A 19,542-nucleotide genomic window follows, 5' to 3' on the forward strand; every position below is an offset into this window, starting at 1 on the left:
CCCCACCGACCGGAAGTGGACCCACCACCAGAAAGGTCATACTTTTAAACATGAATGCATGAAGCATCGATGTTGCTTGAACCGATGACTTTTTGAAGTGGTGCGGCGGGCCACCCGCCTCGGGCGGCACCGCCCCGGCGACGCGGCCGCCGGGGATTCACCGGCCGCCGCACACGGTTGCCGTGACCGCGAGGGAGAAGACGAGCACTGTGAGTGGAGCGACCGTGAGGGACTTCTCCGGTGAGCGCCGGACGTCCGCCGAGGTGAAGGACCCGGCGGGCAGGGACACCCTGGGTGTGGAGGCGCCGGCCGCACCCGGCTCCGCCCCCATGGTGTCACCGTACGACGAGGTGGTGCGGCAGCCGGCGAACGAGGGCGCCGCGACGCGCGAGGACGACCGGCGCGAGCTGCCCGACGCGGTGACGAAGTCGCTCGACAGCAAGGGAGCTGACGCGGAATGACCGACGAGACGACCGAACCGACGACGGACGCCCCGGAGGAACGGGAGGAGGCCCTCACCGCCCTCCCCGCGCCCCCGGCCGACTGGGTCAACCCGCTGCGCGACCCCCGGGACCGGCGCCTGCCCCGGGTGGCGGGCCCCTCCGGGCTGGTCATCTTCGGGGTCACCGGCGACCTGTCCCGCAAGAAGCTGATGCCGGCCGTGTACGACCTGGCCAACCGGGGCCTGCTGCCACCGGGCTTCTCGCTGGTGGGGTTCGCCCGCCGGGACTGGGAGAACCAGGATTTCGCCCAGGTGGTGCACGACGCCGTCAAGGAGCACGCGCGGACCCCGTTCCGCGAGGAGGTCTGGCAGCAGCTCTCCGAGGGCATGCGGTTCGTCCCGGGCGACTTCGACGACGACCACGCATTCGAACAGCTGCGCAAGGCCGTCGACGAACTGGACGCCTCCCGGGGCACCAGCGGCAACTACGCCTTCTACCTCTCCGTACCGCCGCGGTTCTTCCCGAAGGTCGTCCAGCAGCTCAAGAAGCACGGGCTGGCCGACGCCCCCGAGGACTCCTGGCGGCGCGCGGTGATCGAGAAGCCGTTCGGGCACGACCTGAGGTCGGCCCAGGAGCTCAACGCCCTCGTGCACGAGGTGTTCGAGCCGGAGCAGGTCTTCCGGATCGACCACTACCTCGGCAAGGAGACCGTCCAGAACATCCTGGCGCTGCGTTTCGCCAACCAGATGTTCGAACCGGTCTGGAACCGGTCCTTCGTGGACCACGTGCAGATCACCATGGCGGAGGACATCGGCATCGGCGGCCGGGCGGGCTACTACGACGGCATCGGCGCCGCCCGTGACGTCATCCAGAACCACCTGCTGCAGCTGATGGCGCTCACCGCGATGGAGGAACCGGCCTCCTTCGACGCGGCCTCGCTGCTGACCGAGAAGCTGAAGGTGTTCCGGGCCGTGCGGCTCCCGGACGAGCTGGGCCGGCACACGGTGCGCGGACAGTACCAGGGGGCCTGGCAGGGCGGCGCGAAGGTGCGCGGCTATCTGGAGGAGGAGGGCATCGACCCCTCCTCGAGGACCGACACCTACGCCGCGATCAAGCTCGGGGTGGACAACCGGCGCTGGGCGGGCGTCCCCTTCTACCTGCGCACCGGCAAGCGGCTGGGCCGCCGGGTCACCGAGATCGCGGTGGTCTTCCAGCGGGCGCCGCACTCCCCCTTCGACTCCACCGCCACCGAGGAGCTGGGGCAGAACGCGGTCGTCATCCGGGTCCAGCCGGACGAGGGCATGACGGTCCGGTTCGGCTCCAAGGTGCCGGGGACCTCGATGGAGCTGAGGGACGTGACCATGGACTTCGCGTACGGCGAGTCGTTCACCGAGTCCAGCCCGGAGGCGTACGAGCGGCTCATCCTGGACGTCCTGCTGGGGGACGCCAACCTGTTCCCGCGCCACCAGGAGGTGGAAGAGTCCTGGAGGATCCTCGACCCGATCGAGGAGTACTGGGCGGCGCACGGCCGGCCGGCGCGGTACACCTCGGGCAACTGGGGACCCGCGGAAGCCGACGAGATGCTCGCACGAGACGGACGGAGCTGGCGCAGGCCATGAAGATCGACCTGACCGACACCACGGCAAGCAAGGTCAACAAGGCGCTGGTGCAGGGCCGCCGCGCCATCGGCACACCGGCCGTGGGCATGGTCCTGACGATGGTGATCGTCACGGACGAGGAGAACGCCTACGACTCGATCAGGGCGGCCGAGGAGGCCTCGCACGAACACCCCTCGCGCACCCTGGTCGTGATCAAGCGGCACACCCGCAACCCGCGCGAGCGCACCCGTTCCCGGCTGGACGCCGAGGTACGGGTCGGCTCCGAGGCGGGCACCGGGGAGACGGTGGTGCTGCGGACGTACGGCGAGGTGTCCGAGCACGCCGACTCGGTGGTGCTGCCGCTGCTGCTGCCGGACGCGCCGGTGGTGGTGTGGTGGCCGACGGACGCGCCCGAGAACCCGGCGAAGGACCCGCTGGGCGCACTGGGCCAGCGCAGGATCACCGACCTGTACACGGTCAGGAACCCCATGGAGGTGCTCGAGGCCCACAGGCGCACCTACGCACCCGGCGACACCGACCTCGCCTGGACCAGACTGACGCTGTGGCGCTCCATGCTCGCGGCGGCGCTGGACCAGGCGCGGGCGCCGGTGACCTCGGCGACCGTGGAGGCCGAGGCCGACAACCCGGCCGCCGAGCTGCTGGCGCGCTGGCTGGAGGCACGGCTGCGGGTCACCGTCGACCGGGTGGCGACCGAGGGGCCCGTCGTCACGGCGGTCCGGCTGGGCACCGCGGACGGCGAGGTCGTCATCGACCGTCCCGAGGGCCCGCTGGCCACGCTGACCCTGCCGGGGCAGCCCGCGCGCCGGCTGGCGCTGAAGGTCCGTACCACCTCCGAACTCATCGCCGAGGAGCTCAGGCGCCTCGACGCGGACGAAATGTACGCCGTCGCCCTGCGCGGCGAGGCCACCGAGGAGATTCCCGCCCATGTCTGACGTCCCCGAGCCGGCCCGGCGCCCCGAGTGGACCGCCCTGGAGAACCACCGCGCGGACGCGCTGCCGCAGCCGGACCTGCGCGAGCTGTTCGCCGCCGACCCGTCCCGCGCGCAGCGGTACGTCGTGCGCGTGGGGGACCTGCGCATCGACTACTCCAAGCACCTCGTCAACGACGAGACGCTCGCCCTGCTGCTCCGGCTGGCCGAGGCCACCGATGTGTTCGGCCTGCGCGACGCCATGTTCCGAGGGGAGCGGATCAACACCACCGAGGACCGGGCCGTGCTGCACACCGCGCTGAGGGCCCCTCGGGACGCGGTGATCGAGGCCGACGGGGAGAACGTCGTCCCGGCCGTGCACGCCGTCCTCGACAGGATGGCCGACTTCGCCGGCCGGATCCGCTCCGGCGAGTGGACCGGCCACACCGGCAAGCGCATCCGCAACGTCGTCAACATCGGCATCGGCGGCTCCGACCTCGGCCCGGCGATGGCGTACGAGGCGCTGCGCGCCTACACCGACCGCTCGCTGGCCTTCCGCTTCGTGTCGAACGTGGACGGCGCCGACCTGCACGAGGCGGTGCGCGACCTGGACCCGGCGGAGACGCTGTTCATCGTCGCGTCCAAGACCTTCACCACGATCGAGACCATCACCAACGCCACCTCGGCCCGCTCCTGGCTGCTCGCCGGACTGGGGGGCGACGAGAAGGCGGTCGCCCGGCACTTCGTCGCCCTGTCGACCAACGCCGAGAAGGTCTCGGACTTCGGCATCGACACGGCCAACATGTTCGAGTTCTGGGACTGGGTCGGCGGCCGCTACTCCTACGACTCCGCGATCGGCCTGTCCCTGATGATCGCCATCGGCCCGGACCGCTTCCGGGAGATGCTCGACGGCTTCCGGATCGTCGACGAACACTTCGTCAACGCTCCCGCGGAGGCCAACGCTCCGCTGCTGATGGGCCTGCTGGGAGTCTGGTACAACAACTTCCTCGACGCCCAGTCGCACGCCGTGCTGCCGTACTCGCACTACCTGTCGAAGTTCACCGCCTACCTCCAGCAGCTCGACATGGAGTCCAACGGCAAGTCGGTGGACCGTCAGGGCCGCCCCGTCACCTGGCAGACCGGGCCGGTGGTGTGGGGCACGCCGGGCACCAACGGGCAGCACGCGTACTACCAGTTGATCCACCAGGGGACGAAGCTCATTCCGGCCGATCTGATCGGCTTCGCCCGCCCGGTCGCCGAACTGAGCGACGAACTCAAGGCACAGCACGACTTGTTGATGGCCAACCTGTTCGCACAGGGCCAGGCCCTCGCGTTCGGCAAGACCGCGGAGGAGGTGCGGGCGGAGGGCGTGCCCGAGGAGCAGGTGCCGCACCGCACCTTCCGGGGCAACCGTCCCACCACCACGATCCTGGCAGCCGAACTGACCCCCTCGGTGCTCGGCCAGCTGATCGCGCTGTACGAGCACAAGGTGTTCGTACAGGGCGCCGTCTGGAACATCGACTCCTTCGACCAGTGGGGCGTCGAACTCGGCAAGGCCCTCGCCAAACAGGTCGAGCCCGCCCTCACCACAGACGCCGACGTCCCCGGCCTCGACCCGTCCACGGCCGCGCTGGTGGCCGCCTACCGCGAACGCAGGAAGTGAGCTGACATGCAGATCGGTCTTGTTGGGCTCGGCAAGATGGGCGGCAACATGCGCGAGCGCATCCGCAACGCCGGCCACACCGTCATCGGGTACGACACCAATCCCGAACTCTCCGACGTCGGCCACCTGTCCGACCTGGTCGACCGGCTCGAGAGGCCGCGCGCGGTGTGGGTGATGGTGCCGGCCGGCACCGTCACCCAGCACGTCATCGACCAGCTGTGCAGTCTGCTCAAGCCCGGCGACGTCGTCGTCGACGGCGGCAACTCCCGCTGGACGGACGACGAGAAGCACGCCAAGGAGCTGGGCGCCCGGGGCATCGGCTTCGTCGACGTGGGCGTCTCGGGCGGGGTGTGGGGTCTGAAGAACGGGTACGCCCTGATGGTCGGCGGCGACGAGGAGCACGTGGAGCGGCTGAGGCCGGTCTTCGACGCGCTCAAGCCGGACGGGCCGTACGGCTACGTCCACGCGGGCAAGGTCGGCGCCGGGCACTTCTCGAAGATGGTCCACAACGGCATCGAGTACGCCATGATGCAGGCCTACGCCGAGGGCTGGGAGCTCCTCGAGAAGGTCGACTCGGTGGACAACGTCCGTGAGGTGTTCCGCTCCTGGCAGGAGGGCACCGTCATCCGCTCCTGGCTGCTCGACCTCGCGGTGAACGCCCTCGACGAGGACCAGCACCTGGAGCGGCTGCGCGGGTACGCCGAGGACTCGGGCGAGGGCCGCTGGACCGTGGAGGCCGCCATCGACAACGCCGTGCCGCTGCCGGCGATCACCGCCTCGCTGTTCGCTCGGTTCGCCTCCCGCCAGGAGGACTCCCCGCAGATGAAGATGATCGCTGCGCTGCGCAAGCAGTTCGGCGGGCACGCCGTCGAGACGGCGGAGAAGGGGTAACGCCGGTGGGAGATCTGCTGCTGGCGCGGCACGGCGAGACGGAGTGGAGCAGAGCGGGCCGGCACACCGGCCGGACCGACCTCCCGCTGACCCCGGCCGGTGAGGCCCAGGCCGAGTCCCTGGCTCCGCTCCTGGCGGGGCGGGCCTTCGGACTGGTCCTCACCAGCCCGCTGGTCCGCGCCCGGCGCACCGCCGGGCTGGCGGGGCTGACCGGGGCCGTGGAGGAGCCGGACCTGCGGGAGTGGGACTACGGCGGCTACGAGGGGATCACCACCGCGGACATCCACCGCACCCGGCCCGGCTGGGACCTGTGGACCGACGGGGTGCCGCCCGGCCGGGAGTTCCCCGGCGAGTCCCCGGAACAGGTCGGCGAGCGCGCGGACCGGGTGCTGTCCCGGGTGGCCGGGGCGCTCGAGGAGGGGGACGTGATGCTGGTGGCGCACGGCCATCTGCTCCGCGTCCTGACGGCCCGTCGGCTGGGCCTGCCGCCGGCCTGCGGCCGGCTGTTCCGCCTGGAGACGGGCACCCTGAGCCGGCTGTCGCTGGAGCACGGCAGCCCGGTCGTCGCGGAGTGGAACACCCGGCCGTGACCTGGCGGTCCGGCGATGTGCCGGCCGCCGGCGGGCCCCGTCGCCGCCCTCGCCGGACGGCTCGGCCGACGTGCCGTCGAGGGGAGCGCGAAGCGGGCGGAGAGGATGACGGTCCGATCCCGCCGACGGCGTTCCCCGGCCGGTCAGGAATCGAGAAGCGCAGAGGGACACGGGCCGTCTAGCCTGGCCCTGCCGCGATGGGGACACCGACGGGGACCGCGCACGCGGTCCCCGTCCGACGAAGGGGAACAATGAGCATGGCCACGAGGGCAGAGCAGCAGTCGGCCGGGGCGCACGCCGCCGACAGCCACGATCTGATCCGCGTGCACGGGGCGCGTGAGAACAACCTCAAGGACGTCAGCATCGAGATCCCCAAGCGCCGGCTGACGGTGTTCACCGGTGTCTCCGGCTCGGGCAAGAGCTCCCTGGTGTTCGACACGATCGCCGCCGAGTCGCAGCGGCTGATCAACGAGACGTACAGCGCCTTCCTGCAGGGCTTCATGCCGACCCTGGCCCGCCCCGAGGTCGACGTGCTCGACGGACTGACCACCGCCATCACCGTCGACCAGCAGCGGATGGGCTCCGACCCCCGCTCCACCGTCGGCACCGCCACCGACGCCAACGCGATGCTGCGCATCCTCTTCAGCCGGCTCGGCACGCCGCACATCGGCCCGCCCGCCGCGTACTCCTTCAACGTCGCCTCGGTCTCGGCGAGCGGCGGCTTCACCGTCGACCGCGGGACCGACAGGACCCGGACCGAGAAGGTCAGCTTCAGTCGCACCGGCGGCATGTGCACGCACTGCGAGGGTCGGGGCACCGTCTCCGACATCGACCTCACGCAGCTCTTCGACGACTCCAGGTCGCTCTCCGAGGACCCCTTCACCATCCCCACGTACACCGGGGACGGCTGGGTCGTGCGGGTCATCGCCGAGTCGGGCTTCTTCGACAAGGACAAGCCGATCCGCGAGTACACCAAGAAGGAGCGGCACGACTTCCTCTACCGCGAGCCGACCAAGGTGAAGATCAACGGGGTCAACCTCACCTACGAGGGACTGATCCCGAAGATCCAGAAGTCGTTCCTGTCCAAGGACCGCGAGTCGATGCAGCCGCACATCCGGGCCTTCGTGGACCGGGCGGTCACCTTCGCCGAGTGTCCCGAGTGCGACGGCACCCGGCTCAGCGAACTGGCCCGCTCCTCACGGATCGGCGGGCTGAACATCGCCGACGTCTGCGCCATGGAGATCCGCGAGCTGGCCGAATGGGTCCGCGGGCTCGAGGAGCCGTCGGTGACGCCGCTGCTGACCAAGCTCCAGCACACCCTCGACTCGTTCGTGGAGATCGGCCTCGGCTACCTCTCGCTCGACCGGGCCTCGGGCACGCTCTCCGGTGGTGAGGCGCAGCGCACCAAGATGATCCGCCACCTCGGCTCCTCGCTCACCGACGTCACCTACGTCTTCGACGAGCCCTCGATCGGCCTGCACCCGCACGACATCCAGCGGATGAACAACCTGCTGCTGCGGCTGCGGGACAAGGGCAACACGGTGCTGGTGGTGGAGCACAAGCCGGAGACGATCGCCATCGCCGACCACGTCGTGGACCTCGGCCCCGGCGCCGGCACTGCGGGCGGCACCGTCTGTTTCGAGGGCACCGTCGACGCCCTGCGGGCGAGCGACACCGTCACCGGCCGCCACCTCGACGACCGGGCCGAACCGAAGAAGACGGTCCGCGAGGCCACCGGCGCGCTGGAGATCCGCGGCGCGAACGCCAACAACCTCCAGGACGTCGACGTCGACATACCGCTCGGCGTGCTCTGCGTCGTCACGGGCGTCGCCGGATCCGGCAAGAGCTCCCTCGTCCACGGCTGCCTCCCGGCCGAGGACGTGGTCTCGGTGGACCAGACCCCGATCCGCGGCTCGCGCCGCAGCAACCCGGCGACGTACACGGGACTGCTCGACCCGATCCGCAAGGCGTTCGCCAAGGCCAACGGGGTCAAGCCGACCCTGTTCAGCGCCAACTCCGAGGGCGCCTGCCCCACCTGCAACGGCGCCGGCGTCATCTACACCGACCTGGCCATCATGCAGAGTGTCACCACGACCTGCGAGGACTGCGGGGGCAAGCGGTTCGACGCGTCGGTGCTGGAGTACCGCTTCGGCGGCCGGGACATCAGCGAGGTGCTCGCGATGTCGGTGACCGAGGCCGAGGAGTTCTTCCGCGAGGGCGAGTCCCGGCTTGCGGCCGCGCACCGGATCGTGGAGCGCATGGCGGACGTCGGGCTCGGCTACCTCACCCTCGGCCAGCCGCTCACCACGCTGTCCGGCGGCGAGCGGCAGCGGCTGAAGCTGGCCGTCCACATGGCCGGCAAGGGCGGGGTGTACGTCCTCGACGAGCCGACCACCGGTCTGCACCTCGCCGACGTGGAGCAACTGCTCGGCCTGCTCGACCGGCTCGTGGACTCCGGGAAGTCGGTCATCGTCATCGAGCACCACCAGGCGGTCATGGCGCACGCCGACTGGATCGTCGACCTCGGCCCCGGCGCCGGTCACGACGGCGGCCGGGTCGTCTTCGAAGGCACCCCCGCCGACCTGGTGGCCGCCCGCTCCACCCTCACGGGTGAGCACCTCGCCCGGTACGTCGGTGCCTGAGGCACTCGCCGTACGCGCCGGGGCGTCCCCCTGCGCCCCGGCTCCGCGCGGGATGCCCTACGCCCCGGTGCCGCGCGGGATGCCGTACGCCCGTTCCACCCGCAGCCGCAGCACCAGGCGCCGGTCGCGGACCATCGCGGCGCGGTAGTCGTCCCAGTCGGCGTGCTCGCCGTTGACGTCGCGGTACAGCCGGATCAGTTCCTCGACCGTCCCGTCGTACGGGTTCCCGGCGACGGGCGACAGGTCGGCGGTGCCCTCGGCGACCGTGTAGGCCCACCGGTCGTCGCTGGTCACGTGGTAGGAGGCGCGGGGGTCGCGCCGCAGGTTGCGGGTCTTGGCCCGGTCGTCGGTGAGCGAGACGCGGATGACCCGCTCACCGGGGTAGTAAGCGTGCATGACGTTCGACAGCTGGGGCCGTCCGTCACGTTTCAGGGTGACGAGCACTCCGCCGTGCAGCTCGGAGAGCAGGGCGAGCAGTGCGTTCTGTTCGGCGTCCTGGGTCATGACTCGTCCAACGGCCCGCACCGGGCCGGTGTTCCCCCGAGGAGAGCGATGGCAGTGCTGCGGCAGGAGGCCGGTCCCGCCGAGGCCGGGCTGGACGCGGGGGCGCTGGAGCGCCTGGACCGGCACTTCGCCCGTCTGGTCGACGAGGGGAGGCTGCCCGGGTTCCTGGTGGCCGTCGCCCGGGACGGGCGTGTCGCACACCTGACGGCGTACGGGGCGCGGGACGTGGCGGCGGGGCTGCCCGTGGAGAGCGACACGCTGTGGCGGATCTACTCCATGACCAAGCCGGTGACGGCCGTCGCCGCGCTGATGCTGATGGAGGAGGGTCGCCTCTCGCTGGACGACCCGGTCGGCCGCCACCTGCCGGCGTTCGCGCGGCCGCGCGTGTACGAGAGCGGGTCGGGCGACGGGGTGCGGACCCGCCCTCCCGCCGGCCCCCTCCTCGTACGGCACCTGATGACGCACACCGCCGGTCTGACGTTCGCCTTCTACCACTCCCACCCCGTCGACGCGTTGTACCGCGCGGCCGGGCTGGAGTCGTCGGTGGCGCCCGGCGCGGACCTCGCGGGGACGACGGAGGTGTACGCACGTCTGCCGCTGCAGTTCGATCCGGGCACGCAGTGGAACTACTCGGTCGCCTCGAACGTGCTGGGGCGGATCGTCGAGGTCGTGTCGGGCCGGCCGCTCGACGTGTTCCTCGCCGAGCGGGTCTTCCGCCCGCTCGGTATGACGGACGCCGGGTTCGAGGTCACCGACGAGCAGGCGGAGCGGCTCGCTGAGCTGTACGGGGAGTCCGACGGCGGCGGCATCGAGCCGATCGAGGGACTCCCGCTGCGGGGCCGGCCCCGGTTCCTGTCCGGCAGCGGCGGCATGGTGGCCTCCGCCCACGACTACCACCGCTTCATGGAGCTGCTGCGCCGGCGCGGCGAACTCGACGGCGCGCGCCTGCTCTCCCCGGCGACCGTGGACCTGATGACCCGCAACCACCTCCCCGGCGGCGCCGACCTGCGCGCCCTCGGCAGCCGCCCCGCACACGACGTGCCCGGAAACGACGGCGTCGGCTTCGGCCTCGGCGTCTCCGTCGTCGTCGACCCGTCGCGCACCCAGGCCCCGTCCGCTGCCGGCAGCTACGGCTGGAGCGGGGTGGCCACGACCACGTTCTGGGTCGACCCGGGCCGCGACCTGACCGTGCAGTTCCACACGCAGGTGCGGCCCAGGTCGTCCCGCACCGTCTTCCGGGACCTCAAGCGGCTCGTGCACGAGGCGGTGACGGGGTGACGGACGTCAGGACAGGTGAGCCGCCGCGCGGGCGGGGAGCGGACGGGCGGGTGCGCCGCTCCCGTCACGCTCTTCGGGGCAGCAGCACCGCCGCCGCCCCCGTCGCACCGGCCAGTGCCAGCCACGGCACCGTCGGCGGCAGCCCGGCGTCCAGCAGCATGCCGGTCGCCGAGCTGCCGACCAGGACGATCAGGCCGGAGACCGAGGACAGCGCCCCGGTGTAGAGGCCGAGCCGGCCCTCCTCGGCGAGGTCGGGCACCCAGGCGCGGGCCACCGGCACGACCAGCATCTGGCCGAGGGTGAGCAGGACGACGAACCCGGCCGCGGGTACCAGACCTGCGGTCCCCGACCACCCCGCGGGGCGCGCCGCCGCCACCGTGGCGAAACCGACCGCGACGAGCAGCAGGCCGGACGCCATCGACCGGCGCATCGCCAGCCGCTCCCCCACCCAGCGGGTGACCGGCAGCTGCGCCGTCACCACCAGCAGGGAGGACAGGGCGAACAGCCAGGCCAGCGCCGTCTGGGAGCCGGTGACGCGCTCCACCTCCGCGGGGAGGGCGAGATACAGCTGGTTGTAGGCGAGCAGATAGGCGCCGAAGGCGCAGCACAGGCCGAGGAAGGGCCGGTTGCGCAGCACCATCCGCAGTCCGCCCCTGACCGGCGTGCGGTCCCGCCCGGGGATGCGCTGCGGCAGCAGCCGGGCGTGACCGGCGAGCACGAGCACGAAGACCCCGGCGCCCGCCAGGCACGCGGTGCGGAAGTCCACCGCCAGCAGCAGCGCGCCCAGCAACGGCCCGACGAACGCGCCGGCCTGCCCCGCCACGGTGAACAGCGCCAGCACGCGGGTGCGGGGCCCCCCTCCCGCCTCCTCCCACACGACCGCCTGCCGGGCCACCTCCGACTCGACGGCCGGGGAGAACAGCGCGGCGGCGAACCCGATCAGCACCACCGCGCAGATCACCGCCCAGGTCCGCTCGGCGTGCCCCAGCCACACGAAACCGGCGATCCGCAGCGCGCACCCCGCGAGCACCACCGGTCGGATGCCGTACCGGTCGGCCAGCGCCCCGCCGACCACGAACAACCCCTGCTGGCTGAACGTCCGCAGTCCCAGCACCAGCCCGACCAGCCAGCCCGCCATTCCCATGGCCTGCCCCAGATGGGCGGCCAGGAAGGGAAGTACGGCGTAGAACCCGAGGTTGAAGGCGAGTTGGGTGACGATCAGCAGCCGCAGCAGCGGGGAGAGCCGGGTCCGGCCCGCCGCCTTGCGCGCACCGGTGGACAGGGCGGTCCTCATGTTCTCACCAGTTCTTCCGAGGACGTCGACGGGCGTGTGAGCAGTGCGCCGGGCGGGCGGCCCCGCAGCCGTCCGCCCGGTCCGCGCCGCCGCCCCGGCCACCGCACTCCACCGGTCGCGGTCACCGCGAACGCCCCGAGCAGGGCGAGGACGGCGGCCGGGGCGAGCACCGCCCAGGGCGCGCGTTCGGCGTAGGGCTGGTTCTCAGCGAGGAGCAGCCCCCATTCCGGCGACGGCGGCTGGGCGCCGAGACCGAGGAAGCCGAGGGAGGCGAGGGCGAGGGCGATGCCGGGCAGGCGCACCAGCGCGTGGCGGGTGACGGGCGGCAGCACTGCGGGCAGCAGCTCACGCCGCAGCAGGTGCCAGGGGCCCGCCCCGAACTGCCGGGCGGCCGCGAAGTGCTCGGTGGCGCGTTCCTGGACCAGCAGCGCCGAGGTGTGCGCGGCGAGCGGGGTCCAGGCGACGGCGGTCACGGCGATCGCGGGCGTGGCGGTCCCGCCTCCGACGACGGCGGTGACGAGCAGCGCACCGAGCACCGGCGGTACGGAGTTCACCGTGTCGGCGAGCGGCCCGGACAGCCGGGGCAGCAGCCCGAGCGCCACCCCGGCGCACAGGGCCACGGCGCTGATCCCGAGGGCGAGCAGCAGGGTGTCGAAGGCGCCGTGCCCGACCCGGGCGAGCAGGTCCCTGCCGAGGGCGTCCGTACCGAACGGGTGCGTGGGGGACGGGGCCTGGAGCCGCTCCCCGGTGTCCAGCGCGAGCGGGTCGCGGGGCAGCCCCAGCGCGACGACGGCGACCAGCAGGGTGCCGTGGACGAGGGGCTGGACACGGCGGGCGGACGGGGCCGGCCGGTGCAGCGTCGTCAGGGCGCCGTCCCGCAGCGCCGGCCCGACGAGCAGCCGGGCCGCGAGCCGGCACGCCCCGGTGGCCACGGCCGCGAGCAGGACCAGGGCGAGGGCGCCCGCCTGGAGCACGGGCAGGTCCTGGGCGAGGGCTGCCTGGAGGGTGGTGCGGCCGAGCCCGGGGATGTCGAAGACCTGCTCCACGGCGACGGCCCCGCCGGTCAGCCCGACGACGAACAGGCCGAAGTTGGGAAGCAGCGCGGGCACGCAGCGGCGTACCGCCCGGCGGGCGATGCGCCGTGCGGGCAGTCCCTGGGCGGCGGTGGCCAGCGCCCAGGGCTCGGCGAAGGCGCCGGGCAGCAGATCGTCGAGCAGCCGTCCCAGCACGGCCCCGGCGGGCAGGCCGAGGGCGAGCGCGGGCAGCACGGTCCACTGCGGCCCGTACCAGCCGAGGGCGGGCAGCCAGCCGAGGTGCACTCCGACGACGGTGGCGAGCACGGAGGCGACCAGGAACTCGGGCAGTGCGGCGAGCATCGCCGACCCACCGCCCCCGGCTCGCCGGCCGTCGAGCAGCCGCCGGGATCCGAGGTGGAGGGTGCGGGCGCAGACGAGCCGGGCGGTGACGAGGGCGACGAGGAGGGCCGCCGACATCAGCAGCAGGGAGACGCCCAGTGCCTGGAGCACAGTGGGCAGGACCTCGTCGCCGGAGATCCACGACCGTCCGGCGTCCCCGCGCCACAGCCCGCCCAGCCACTGTCCGAGCAGGGAGAACGGGCCCGAGTCCAGACCCAGCTGCTCACGGATGTCCGCCAGCACCTCGGGCGTGGGGTCACGCTCGGCCGAGCGTGCCTTGAGGACCGTCAGCGCCGGGTCGGTGCGCGAGAGCCAGGGCAGCAGGCCGATGACGCACACGAGGGCGGCCGCGAGGACCGCGCGCCACAGAAGTGCGGCCAGGGGCTGTCGCACGGGTCAGCGCCGCGTTCCCGTACCCACGAGGGTGCGCTCGTAGGGATCGAGCAGCACGCCCCGCACGGAGGCGCCGACACCGGTGATGATCCGCTGGTGCACCAGCGGTATCACGGCGTCACTGCCGAGGACGGCCGCCTCGGCGGCCATGGAGGCGTCCTGCCGTTGGCCGGGCTCGGCGGTCCGCTCGGCCTCGGCGACCGCACGGTCGACGTCCTTGTCGCACAGCTGGGCGATGTTGTAGCCACCGTCGCAGGTGTAGTCACTGGCCAGGACGGCGACCGGGTCGCCGGTGTCGAGGAGGGTGTTGCGGGCGAGCACGAACGCGTCGAACTTCCCGTCCAGGGCGTCGCCCTCGAGCCGCGAGTACTCCCGCACCTCGAGCTTCACCGTGAAGCCGGCCTTCTCCAGCTGCTGCTTCACCACTTGCGCGACCTCGGGGAGTTCGGGCCGGTTGTCGTACGTCGCGAGGGTGATCGCGGTTCCCTTCGCGCTGCCGGCCCCCGCCCGTCCGGTGGGCTCGACCCGCTTGCCCTCGGCCCAGGTCACGGCGGGTCCGTAGACACCGGCGCCCGGGTCGGCGTACCCCTCGTACACCCCCTCGGCGAGCGCGGAGGTGTCGATGGCCGCGCGGGCGGTGGCGCGCAGCCGCGGGTCCTTGAGGGGCCCGGTGGCGGAGTTGAGCAGCAGGCTCGTGGTGCGGGTGGTGGCGGTGTCGCGCCGGGTCCTCCGGTCGAGGGCGGCCGCCTGCGCGACGGGCACCGCCTCGGCGATGTCGACCTCGCCGGTGCGCAGGGCGTTGGCGCGTGCTGTGCCGTCGGCGATGAACCGGGCGTCGATGCCGGTGGCCTGGGCACGGCCGCCCCAGTAGTCGTCGAAACGGTCGAGGGAGGCGGACGAGGCCCCGTCCGCCCCGGTGAGTTCGAAGGGCCCGGTGGCGGTGCCGACGGGGTCGACGCGGCCCTTCGCGTCGTACGCCTTGCCGGAGAACACGGCGAGGTTCGGGCTGGACAGCCGCAGCGGGAGGACGGGGTCGGGCTCGGCGGTCCGGACGGTGACCTCGCGGCTGCCGCCGGCCTCGACGGTCAGGTCGACGCCGGAGAGGGCGGCGGGCTCGGGCTCGGCCTCGGCGGCGTGCGTGAGCGCGTCGGCGACGGCGGACGCGGTGACGTCCGTACCGTCCTGGAATCCGGCCTCGCGCAGCGTGAACACCCAGGTCCTGTCGTTCTTCTGGCGCCAGGACCGGGCGAGCGCGGGCGCGGCGGCGCCGTTGGCGTCCATGGCGGTCAGGCCCTCGGACACGCCGAGCCGGCTGAGGAGCGTGGCGTCGGCGCCGTACGGCGAGAACCGCTCGGCGGGCGGGAAGGCGAGCGCGACCCGCAGCCGGGACCCCGCGTTCTCGCCGCCGTCCGTCGACTCGCCTCCCCGGGAGGCGAAGCAGCCGGCCAGCAGCGGAGTGAGCACCAGGGTGGCGAGAAGCCGCGAACGAAGCGGGCGCACAGGTCACCGTCCCATCGGTATTTCGAAGTGGACGACGCCGTTGCCGCCGTCCGCGTCCTCACGTTCGTCGTGCACGACCTTTCCGAGGGACCGCCAGAAGGCCTCCGCCCCCGGGACGGACGGATCGGTGTGCAGATACACGGACCGGTAACCGCCGTCGGCCGCCGCGAAGTCGAGCAGCTCGCCGACCATCCGACGCGCCAGTCCACGTCTGCGGTGGTCCGGCCGCACGTACACCCGGCGCAACTGGGCGGTCTCGCCGGAGGGATAACGCTCGGCGAGCTCGCGCGGGTTCGGCGGATGGGCGGGCCCCCGGGAGTCGAGGGCTCCGGTGGCGACGACCTCGCCGCCGTCCGGATCGATCGCGACGAGCAGGGTGTGCCGGGGCGGGGCGAGGTAGGCGGTGCCCGGGTCGATGATGTCGCCGTGCCAGCGCGGCACGTACCCGGTGCCGAAATCGCGGTACACGGTGTCGAGCATCACGGCTCGCGCACGGTCGAGGTCTGCCGGGCCCGCGGCCCTGATGCTGTAATCATGCACCTGCAAATCATATGCAAAAAGTTTTCAGGGTCGATCAAGGGGGTGAGGGCCGCCCGGCACACCCAGAACCTACATACATGACTTTCATGTTCGAACGGGACCGGCCAGGCGCCTCACCTCCCTCTCTCCCTCCCCCGCTCGCTCGCCTACTCGGGACCAGCCGCACCGAGCAGCCGGACCAGGTCCTTGCGTCCGCACCCGAGCCGGCGGGCCCGGTCGGCCGCCATCAGCACCAGGTGCGCCACGGCCTCCGCCGAACATCGGTTCCCGTCATCGGCGTCGAACCCCTCCTGGGGCTCCTCGACACCCAGACCGTTCATCACCAGCCCGTGCTCACGGCGGACCTCCGCGACGGTGTCGGCGACCGCGTCCAGGAGCGTCTTCCCCGGCCGCTCGCACTCCAGGGCGAAACAGCCCCGATCGGCCGGCACACACCCGTCCGGTGGACGCGCCCGCAGCCCCGCGTACCGCTCGTCCGCGAACCCCGTGTCGTCGAACTCGTCGTGCACCAATGCGAACCGGTGGAAACCGGACGGCACCGGAGGAGGTGGCGGCGCGTACGCCCACCCCGCGTCCTCGTACAACTGCCGCTTCACCTCCTCCTCCTCGGTGTGCGTCACGGTGAAGCCGGTGGCCTCGTTCCGCCCTGTCGTCGTGCCGTCGGCGTTGCGGTGGAAGTGCAGGCTCATGATGTGCTCCGGTCGTCCGTGTCCTGGGAGGACGGGAGATGTCCCCGTCACCGGTTCGAACGGACCACCCGTCCCGCACGTGCCCGCATCGCACAGCACCACCCGATCGTGTGAAGCCGCCCGCCGACGGCGGCGCCACCGGCCACGGCTCACCGCCCCGACGACGGACCGCCGCTGCACCGGGACGGCTGTCAGGGCCGGGAGTTATCCTCACAAGACGCTTGCGACACATGTGTCTTACGACCACGGGGGGTGTCCATGCACGGCCGCGACCAGATCTTCCCTCAGGACTGCCCGGGCGATCACCCGGGCATGTCGACCGAGGCGGGGATCGACGTCCAGCGACAGCTGGAGTCCCTGATCCAGGACTTCCGGACCAGTGACCCCCCGATGCCGGTGATCGTGCTGCACGCCGAGGACCCCGCCGACGACGACCGGGTCACCGAACTCGTCGACGAGCTGAGCGAGGGGCAGCAGCGTCACGGCACCCGCCTGGCCGTCGCCCCGACCGAGCCGCAGCCGGGGGACCTCGATCCCACCGCCCGGGCCGCTCGGCTCCTGGCCGACCTCGGCGACTCCAGGAAGTGGGGCGACCGGTCCGCCTCCTACCGCCCCTACTCCTTCCCCCGCCTCAGCCTGGTGCGCGCCCTCCAGGAGGCCACCGACGACCCGGAGATGCGCGAGCACTGGCCGACCGCCCCCGGCGGCACCCCGGACGGCAACGTCCAGCGGGAGCGGGCCCAGGCACATCTGCTGCGCATCCTGGCCCGGCAGCGCTGGCGCCCCCGCAGACCCTCGCGCCGGAACCGGCAGGTGCTGCTCAACGACGTGCAGCAGTTCCTCCCCATGGGCGTCCTGGGCGCCTTCACCGCGCTGCTCACCCGCCCCGAGTGGTACGTCGCCGTCCTGGCGGGCATCGGGCTGATGGTGCTCCTCGCCGGACTGAACCACGTCCCCGGGCGCGCTCCCCTCCTCCTGTGGCTGCGCAGGGAGAGCCGGTGGTTCCTGACCACGACGTTCCTCCAGTCCGCCGCCCGCCGCCAGTCGACCAGCGTGCGGCTGCTGCGGCCCGTCCGCTCCTGGCGGGCCATCGCGGCCCGCGCCTACGACGTGGCCGAGGCCATGCGCGAGGGCGGTCCGTTCCCCCTCCAACTGTACGTGCTGGCACTCTTCGAGGACCTGCGGGACAACCACCGGCGCGGCAGCTGGGACCTGCGCGGCTTCAAGCGGACACGGCCGCCGGTGCTGTTCCTGCGCCGGGCGGGCCGGGAGAACGGCGGCACAGAGCTGATCCGGGCGGTCAGCGACGTCCGCAGCCGGCGCAGTGAACTCGACCCGCTGCTGATCGTGGCGGGCGTGGCGGCGGGCGACGCGACGCTGCTCGACCGGGGCGCGGACGCGCGTCCTGCGCTCAGCCGGCCGCAGCAGTCCCCGTCCCCGCCCTCGCGTCTCCCGCAGCGGTTGCGGCACTGGTACGACGAATGGGCCGGGAACCTCCGCGCCGATCAGTCACCGAGCAGGACGAACGCCCTGCCCTGGGTGCTCAGGATCCCTTTGCCCCACGACGAGCTGGTCCAGCTGCGGCAGGCGGACTGGCGGTGCGTCAGGGCCAGGCACCGGCCGCCCCTGGCCCGCGTGGTGTGGTCGGCCCACAGCCTGCTCCTCGTCCTCGTCCTGATCGTCACCGCGGGCGTCGTCCACGCCCGCGAACTGCACCGGACGTACTGTTCGGCGGGCCTGCTGACCGCCGACCGCGACACCGAGCGGCGCCCCGCGCCCGGCGGCGGCACGGAGTGCGTCGGCATAGCCGCCGGCGACGTCCGGTTCGGCGCGCACCTGAGCGGCGGGACCACCGAGGAGGGCGAGCGGCTGCGGGAGCTGGAGAGGCTGGTGAGCGCCGAGAACGCCGAGGTCCTGCGCGACCACCCCGACGCCTACGTCACCGTGGTGTACGCGGGCCCGCTGAGCTCCTCCTCGGTGGACCCGTCCCTGGTCAAGGGCGCCGAGGAGCTGACCGGCGTGTACCTCGCCCAGCGCGTGGTCAACGAGAACTACACGGTGAAACTGCGGGTGCTGCTCGCCAACGGCGGTGCGGACATGGGGCACCAGCGCGTCACGGCCGACGCGATCGCCGAGTACGCCGACCGCGACCCGACCGTCGTCGGCGTGGTCGGCTTCGGCCGCGACCTGCAGAGCAGCCCCGACGTCACACGGCGGCTCCACGCGGCGGGGCTGCCCGTGGTCTCCGGCACCAATTCGGCGACCTACCTGCCGAAGGAGTTCTCCAACTGGTTCAGTCTCGCGGCTCCCGACGAGCACCAGGCCGAGGCGCTCGGTCTCGTCGCCCGGCAGCTGCGCGCCGGGGGCGGGTCCCCGCACGCCCTGGTGCTGGCCCGGGACACCAAGGAGTCGCAGGACCGTTACACCGGCGAACAGGCCCTGTACGGCGGCGAGATGCTGAAGCGGGAGGGCTTCCGGCTGCTGCCCGCGCAGCGCTACCGGGTGGCGAACGGCAAGCCCGAACTGCGGCTGCACGCCGAGAGCATCTGCCGGGGCGAGGACATCCCCTCGGTGATCTACTTCGCCGGACGGGTCGAGGACGTCGGACCGCTGATGACGCAGCTGACCACCGAACCGGGCTGCGCCAACCGGCAGATCTCGATCCTCACGGGCGACGACCTGAGCAAGGCCAGGTTCTCCGGCACGGGCGGCCGCGACGGCGTGGCCCCGCGGATCACGCTGTACCACGCGGCCCTGGCCGAGCTGCAGGAGGCCGCCGCCAGGACCGCCTTCTACGAGGACGCCGCGCACTACCTCCCCTGGCTGGAGGAGGGGAGGGCCACGTACGACGCCGCCGACTTCGCGAGCGGGCAGACGGCCCTCTCCCACGACGCCACGCGCGCCCTGTACTGGGCGGCCAGCCTCGGGGACGTACGCCAAAACCGCGCGGCGACCTGGGTCAACCTCAGACACGTCAGACTCGACGGCATGGCCACCGGGACGATCGACTTCACCGACGCGCCCCTGTACGAGGAACGCCACGGCCACAGCATCGTCCTCAACCGGGTCCGGAGAACCGCCGAGGGGGACTCGAACCCGGAGGTCCTGTGCAGCAGACCGGCCGGCAGCACCCGGCCGCTCACCGTGCGGGAATGCTCGATCGAGTGAGCGGG

General features: G+C 72.5%; 15 protein-coding genes. 9 read left to right on the forward strand and 6 right to left on the reverse strand.

Annotated features, from left to right (window positions below):
- Positions 1-209: 209 nt before the first annotated feature.
- From KYY02_RS08230 to KYY02_RS08260, 7 genes are all read left to right on the forward strand, one after another.
- Entirely contained in the window at positions 210-461 is a 252-nt protein-coding gene (locus tag KYY02_RS08230; RefSeq protein WP_371236933.1) for a hypothetical protein, read from the forward strand.
- Complete coding sequence (zwf, locus tag KYY02_RS08235) at positions 458-2,062, forward strand: glucose-6-phosphate dehydrogenase (RefSeq protein WP_371236934.1); 1,605 nt, start codon at positions 458-460, stop codon at positions 2,060-2,062. Before KYY02_RS08230 ends, zwf begins: the two co-directional genes overlap by 4 nt.
- Positions 2,059-2,994, forward strand: coding sequence for a glucose-6-phosphate dehydrogenase assembly protein OpcA (opcA, locus tag KYY02_RS08240; protein WP_371236936.1), 936 nt, complete (start codon positions 2,059-2,061; stop codon positions 2,992-2,994). Before zwf ends, opcA begins: the two co-directional genes overlap by 4 nt.
- A complete protein-coding gene (pgi, locus tag KYY02_RS08245) occupies positions 2,987-4,633 on the forward strand; it encodes a glucose-6-phosphate isomerase (RefSeq protein WP_371236937.1) in 1,647 nt (548 codons plus the stop codon). Before opcA ends, pgi begins: the two co-directional genes overlap by 8 nt.
- A gap of 6 nt (positions 4,634-4,639) precedes the next feature.
- Positions 4,640-5,524, forward strand: a complete 885-nt coding sequence (gene gnd, locus KYY02_RS08250; protein ID WP_371236938.1) for a phosphogluconate dehydrogenase (NAD(+)-dependent, decarboxylating) — start codon at positions 4,640-4,642, stop codon at positions 5,522-5,524.
- Positions 5,525-5,529: 5 nt separating this feature from the next.
- Complete coding sequence (locus KYY02_RS08255; protein ID WP_371236939.1) at positions 5,530-6,114, forward strand: histidine phosphatase family protein; 585 nt, start codon at positions 5,530-5,532, stop codon at positions 6,112-6,114.
- 251 nt (positions 6,115-6,365) lie between these two features.
- Positions 6,366-8,756, forward strand: coding sequence for an ATP-binding cassette domain-containing protein (locus tag KYY02_RS08260; protein WP_371236941.1), 2,391 nt, complete (start codon positions 6,366-6,368; stop codon positions 8,754-8,756).
- Positions 8,757-8,813: 57 nt separating this feature from the next.
- Here KYY02_RS08260 and KYY02_RS08265 read toward each other — a convergent pair whose 3' ends face one another.
- The gene (locus tag KYY02_RS08265) at positions 8,814-9,260 is read right to left on the reverse strand and encodes a PPOX class F420-dependent oxidoreductase (RefSeq protein WP_371236942.1); all 447 of its coding nucleotides are present in this window, start codon (positions 9,258-9,260) and stop codon (positions 8,814-8,816) included.
- Positions 9,261-9,308: 48 nt separating this feature from the next.
- On the opposite strand from KYY02_RS08265, the gene KYY02_RS08270 reads away from it, so the two are divergent.
- Complete coding sequence (locus tag KYY02_RS08270; protein ID WP_371236944.1) at positions 9,309-10,538, forward strand: serine hydrolase domain-containing protein; 1,230 nt, start codon at positions 9,309-9,311, stop codon at positions 10,536-10,538.
- 64 nt (positions 10,539-10,602) lie between these two features.
- Here the strand turns inward: KYY02_RS08270 and KYY02_RS08275 are convergent, their stop codons facing one another.
- From KYY02_RS08275 to KYY02_RS08295, 5 genes are all read right to left on the reverse strand, one after another.
- Positions 10,603-11,832, reverse strand: a complete 1,230-nt coding sequence (locus tag KYY02_RS08275) for an MDR family MFS transporter (protein ID WP_371236945.1) — start codon at positions 11,830-11,832, stop codon at positions 10,603-10,605.
- Positions 11,829-13,640 carry an ABC transporter permease subunit gene (locus KYY02_RS08280; protein ID WP_371236946.1) on the reverse strand — a complete coding sequence of 604 codons (1,812 nt, stop codon included), beginning with the start codon at positions 13,638-13,640 and terminating at the stop codon, positions 11,829-11,831. The genes KYY02_RS08275 and KYY02_RS08280 overlap by 4 nt, the downstream gene beginning before the upstream one ends.
- A gap of 3 nt (positions 13,641-13,643) precedes the next feature.
- Positions 13,644-15,140 carry an ABC transporter substrate-binding protein gene (locus tag KYY02_RS08285; RefSeq protein ID WP_371236947.1) on the reverse strand — a complete coding sequence of 499 codons (1,497 nt, stop codon included), beginning with the start codon at positions 15,138-15,140 and terminating at the stop codon, positions 13,644-13,646.
- Positions 15,141-15,143: 3 nt separating this feature from the next.
- Positions 15,144-15,680 carry a GNAT family N-acetyltransferase gene (locus KYY02_RS08290; protein WP_371236949.1) on the reverse strand — a complete coding sequence of 179 codons (537 nt, stop codon included), beginning with the start codon at positions 15,678-15,680 and terminating at the stop codon, positions 15,144-15,146.
- Between the two features lie 146 nt (positions 15,681-15,826).
- Positions 15,827-16,369 (reverse strand): hypothetical protein, encoded by a 543-nt coding sequence (locus KYY02_RS08295; RefSeq protein ID WP_371236950.1) that lies wholly within the window; start codon positions 16,367-16,369, stop codon positions 15,827-15,829.
- 312 nt (positions 16,370-16,681) lie between these two features.
- Here KYY02_RS08295 and KYY02_RS08300 point away from each other — a divergent pair, with 312 nt between their 5' ends.
- On the forward strand, positions 16,682-19,537 hold the full coding sequence (locus tag KYY02_RS08300) for a type 1 periplasmic-binding domain-containing protein (protein WP_371236952.1): 2,856 nt from the start codon (positions 16,682-16,684) through the stop codon (positions 19,535-19,537).
- Positions 19,538-19,542 lie beyond the last annotated feature (5 nt).

Origin of the sequence: Streptomyces pimonensis, from assembly GCF_041380215.1 — a bacterium.
GTDB classification, from domain to species: domain Bacteria; phylum Actinomycetota; class Actinomycetes; order Streptomycetales; family Streptomycetaceae; genus Streptomyces; species Streptomyces pimonensis.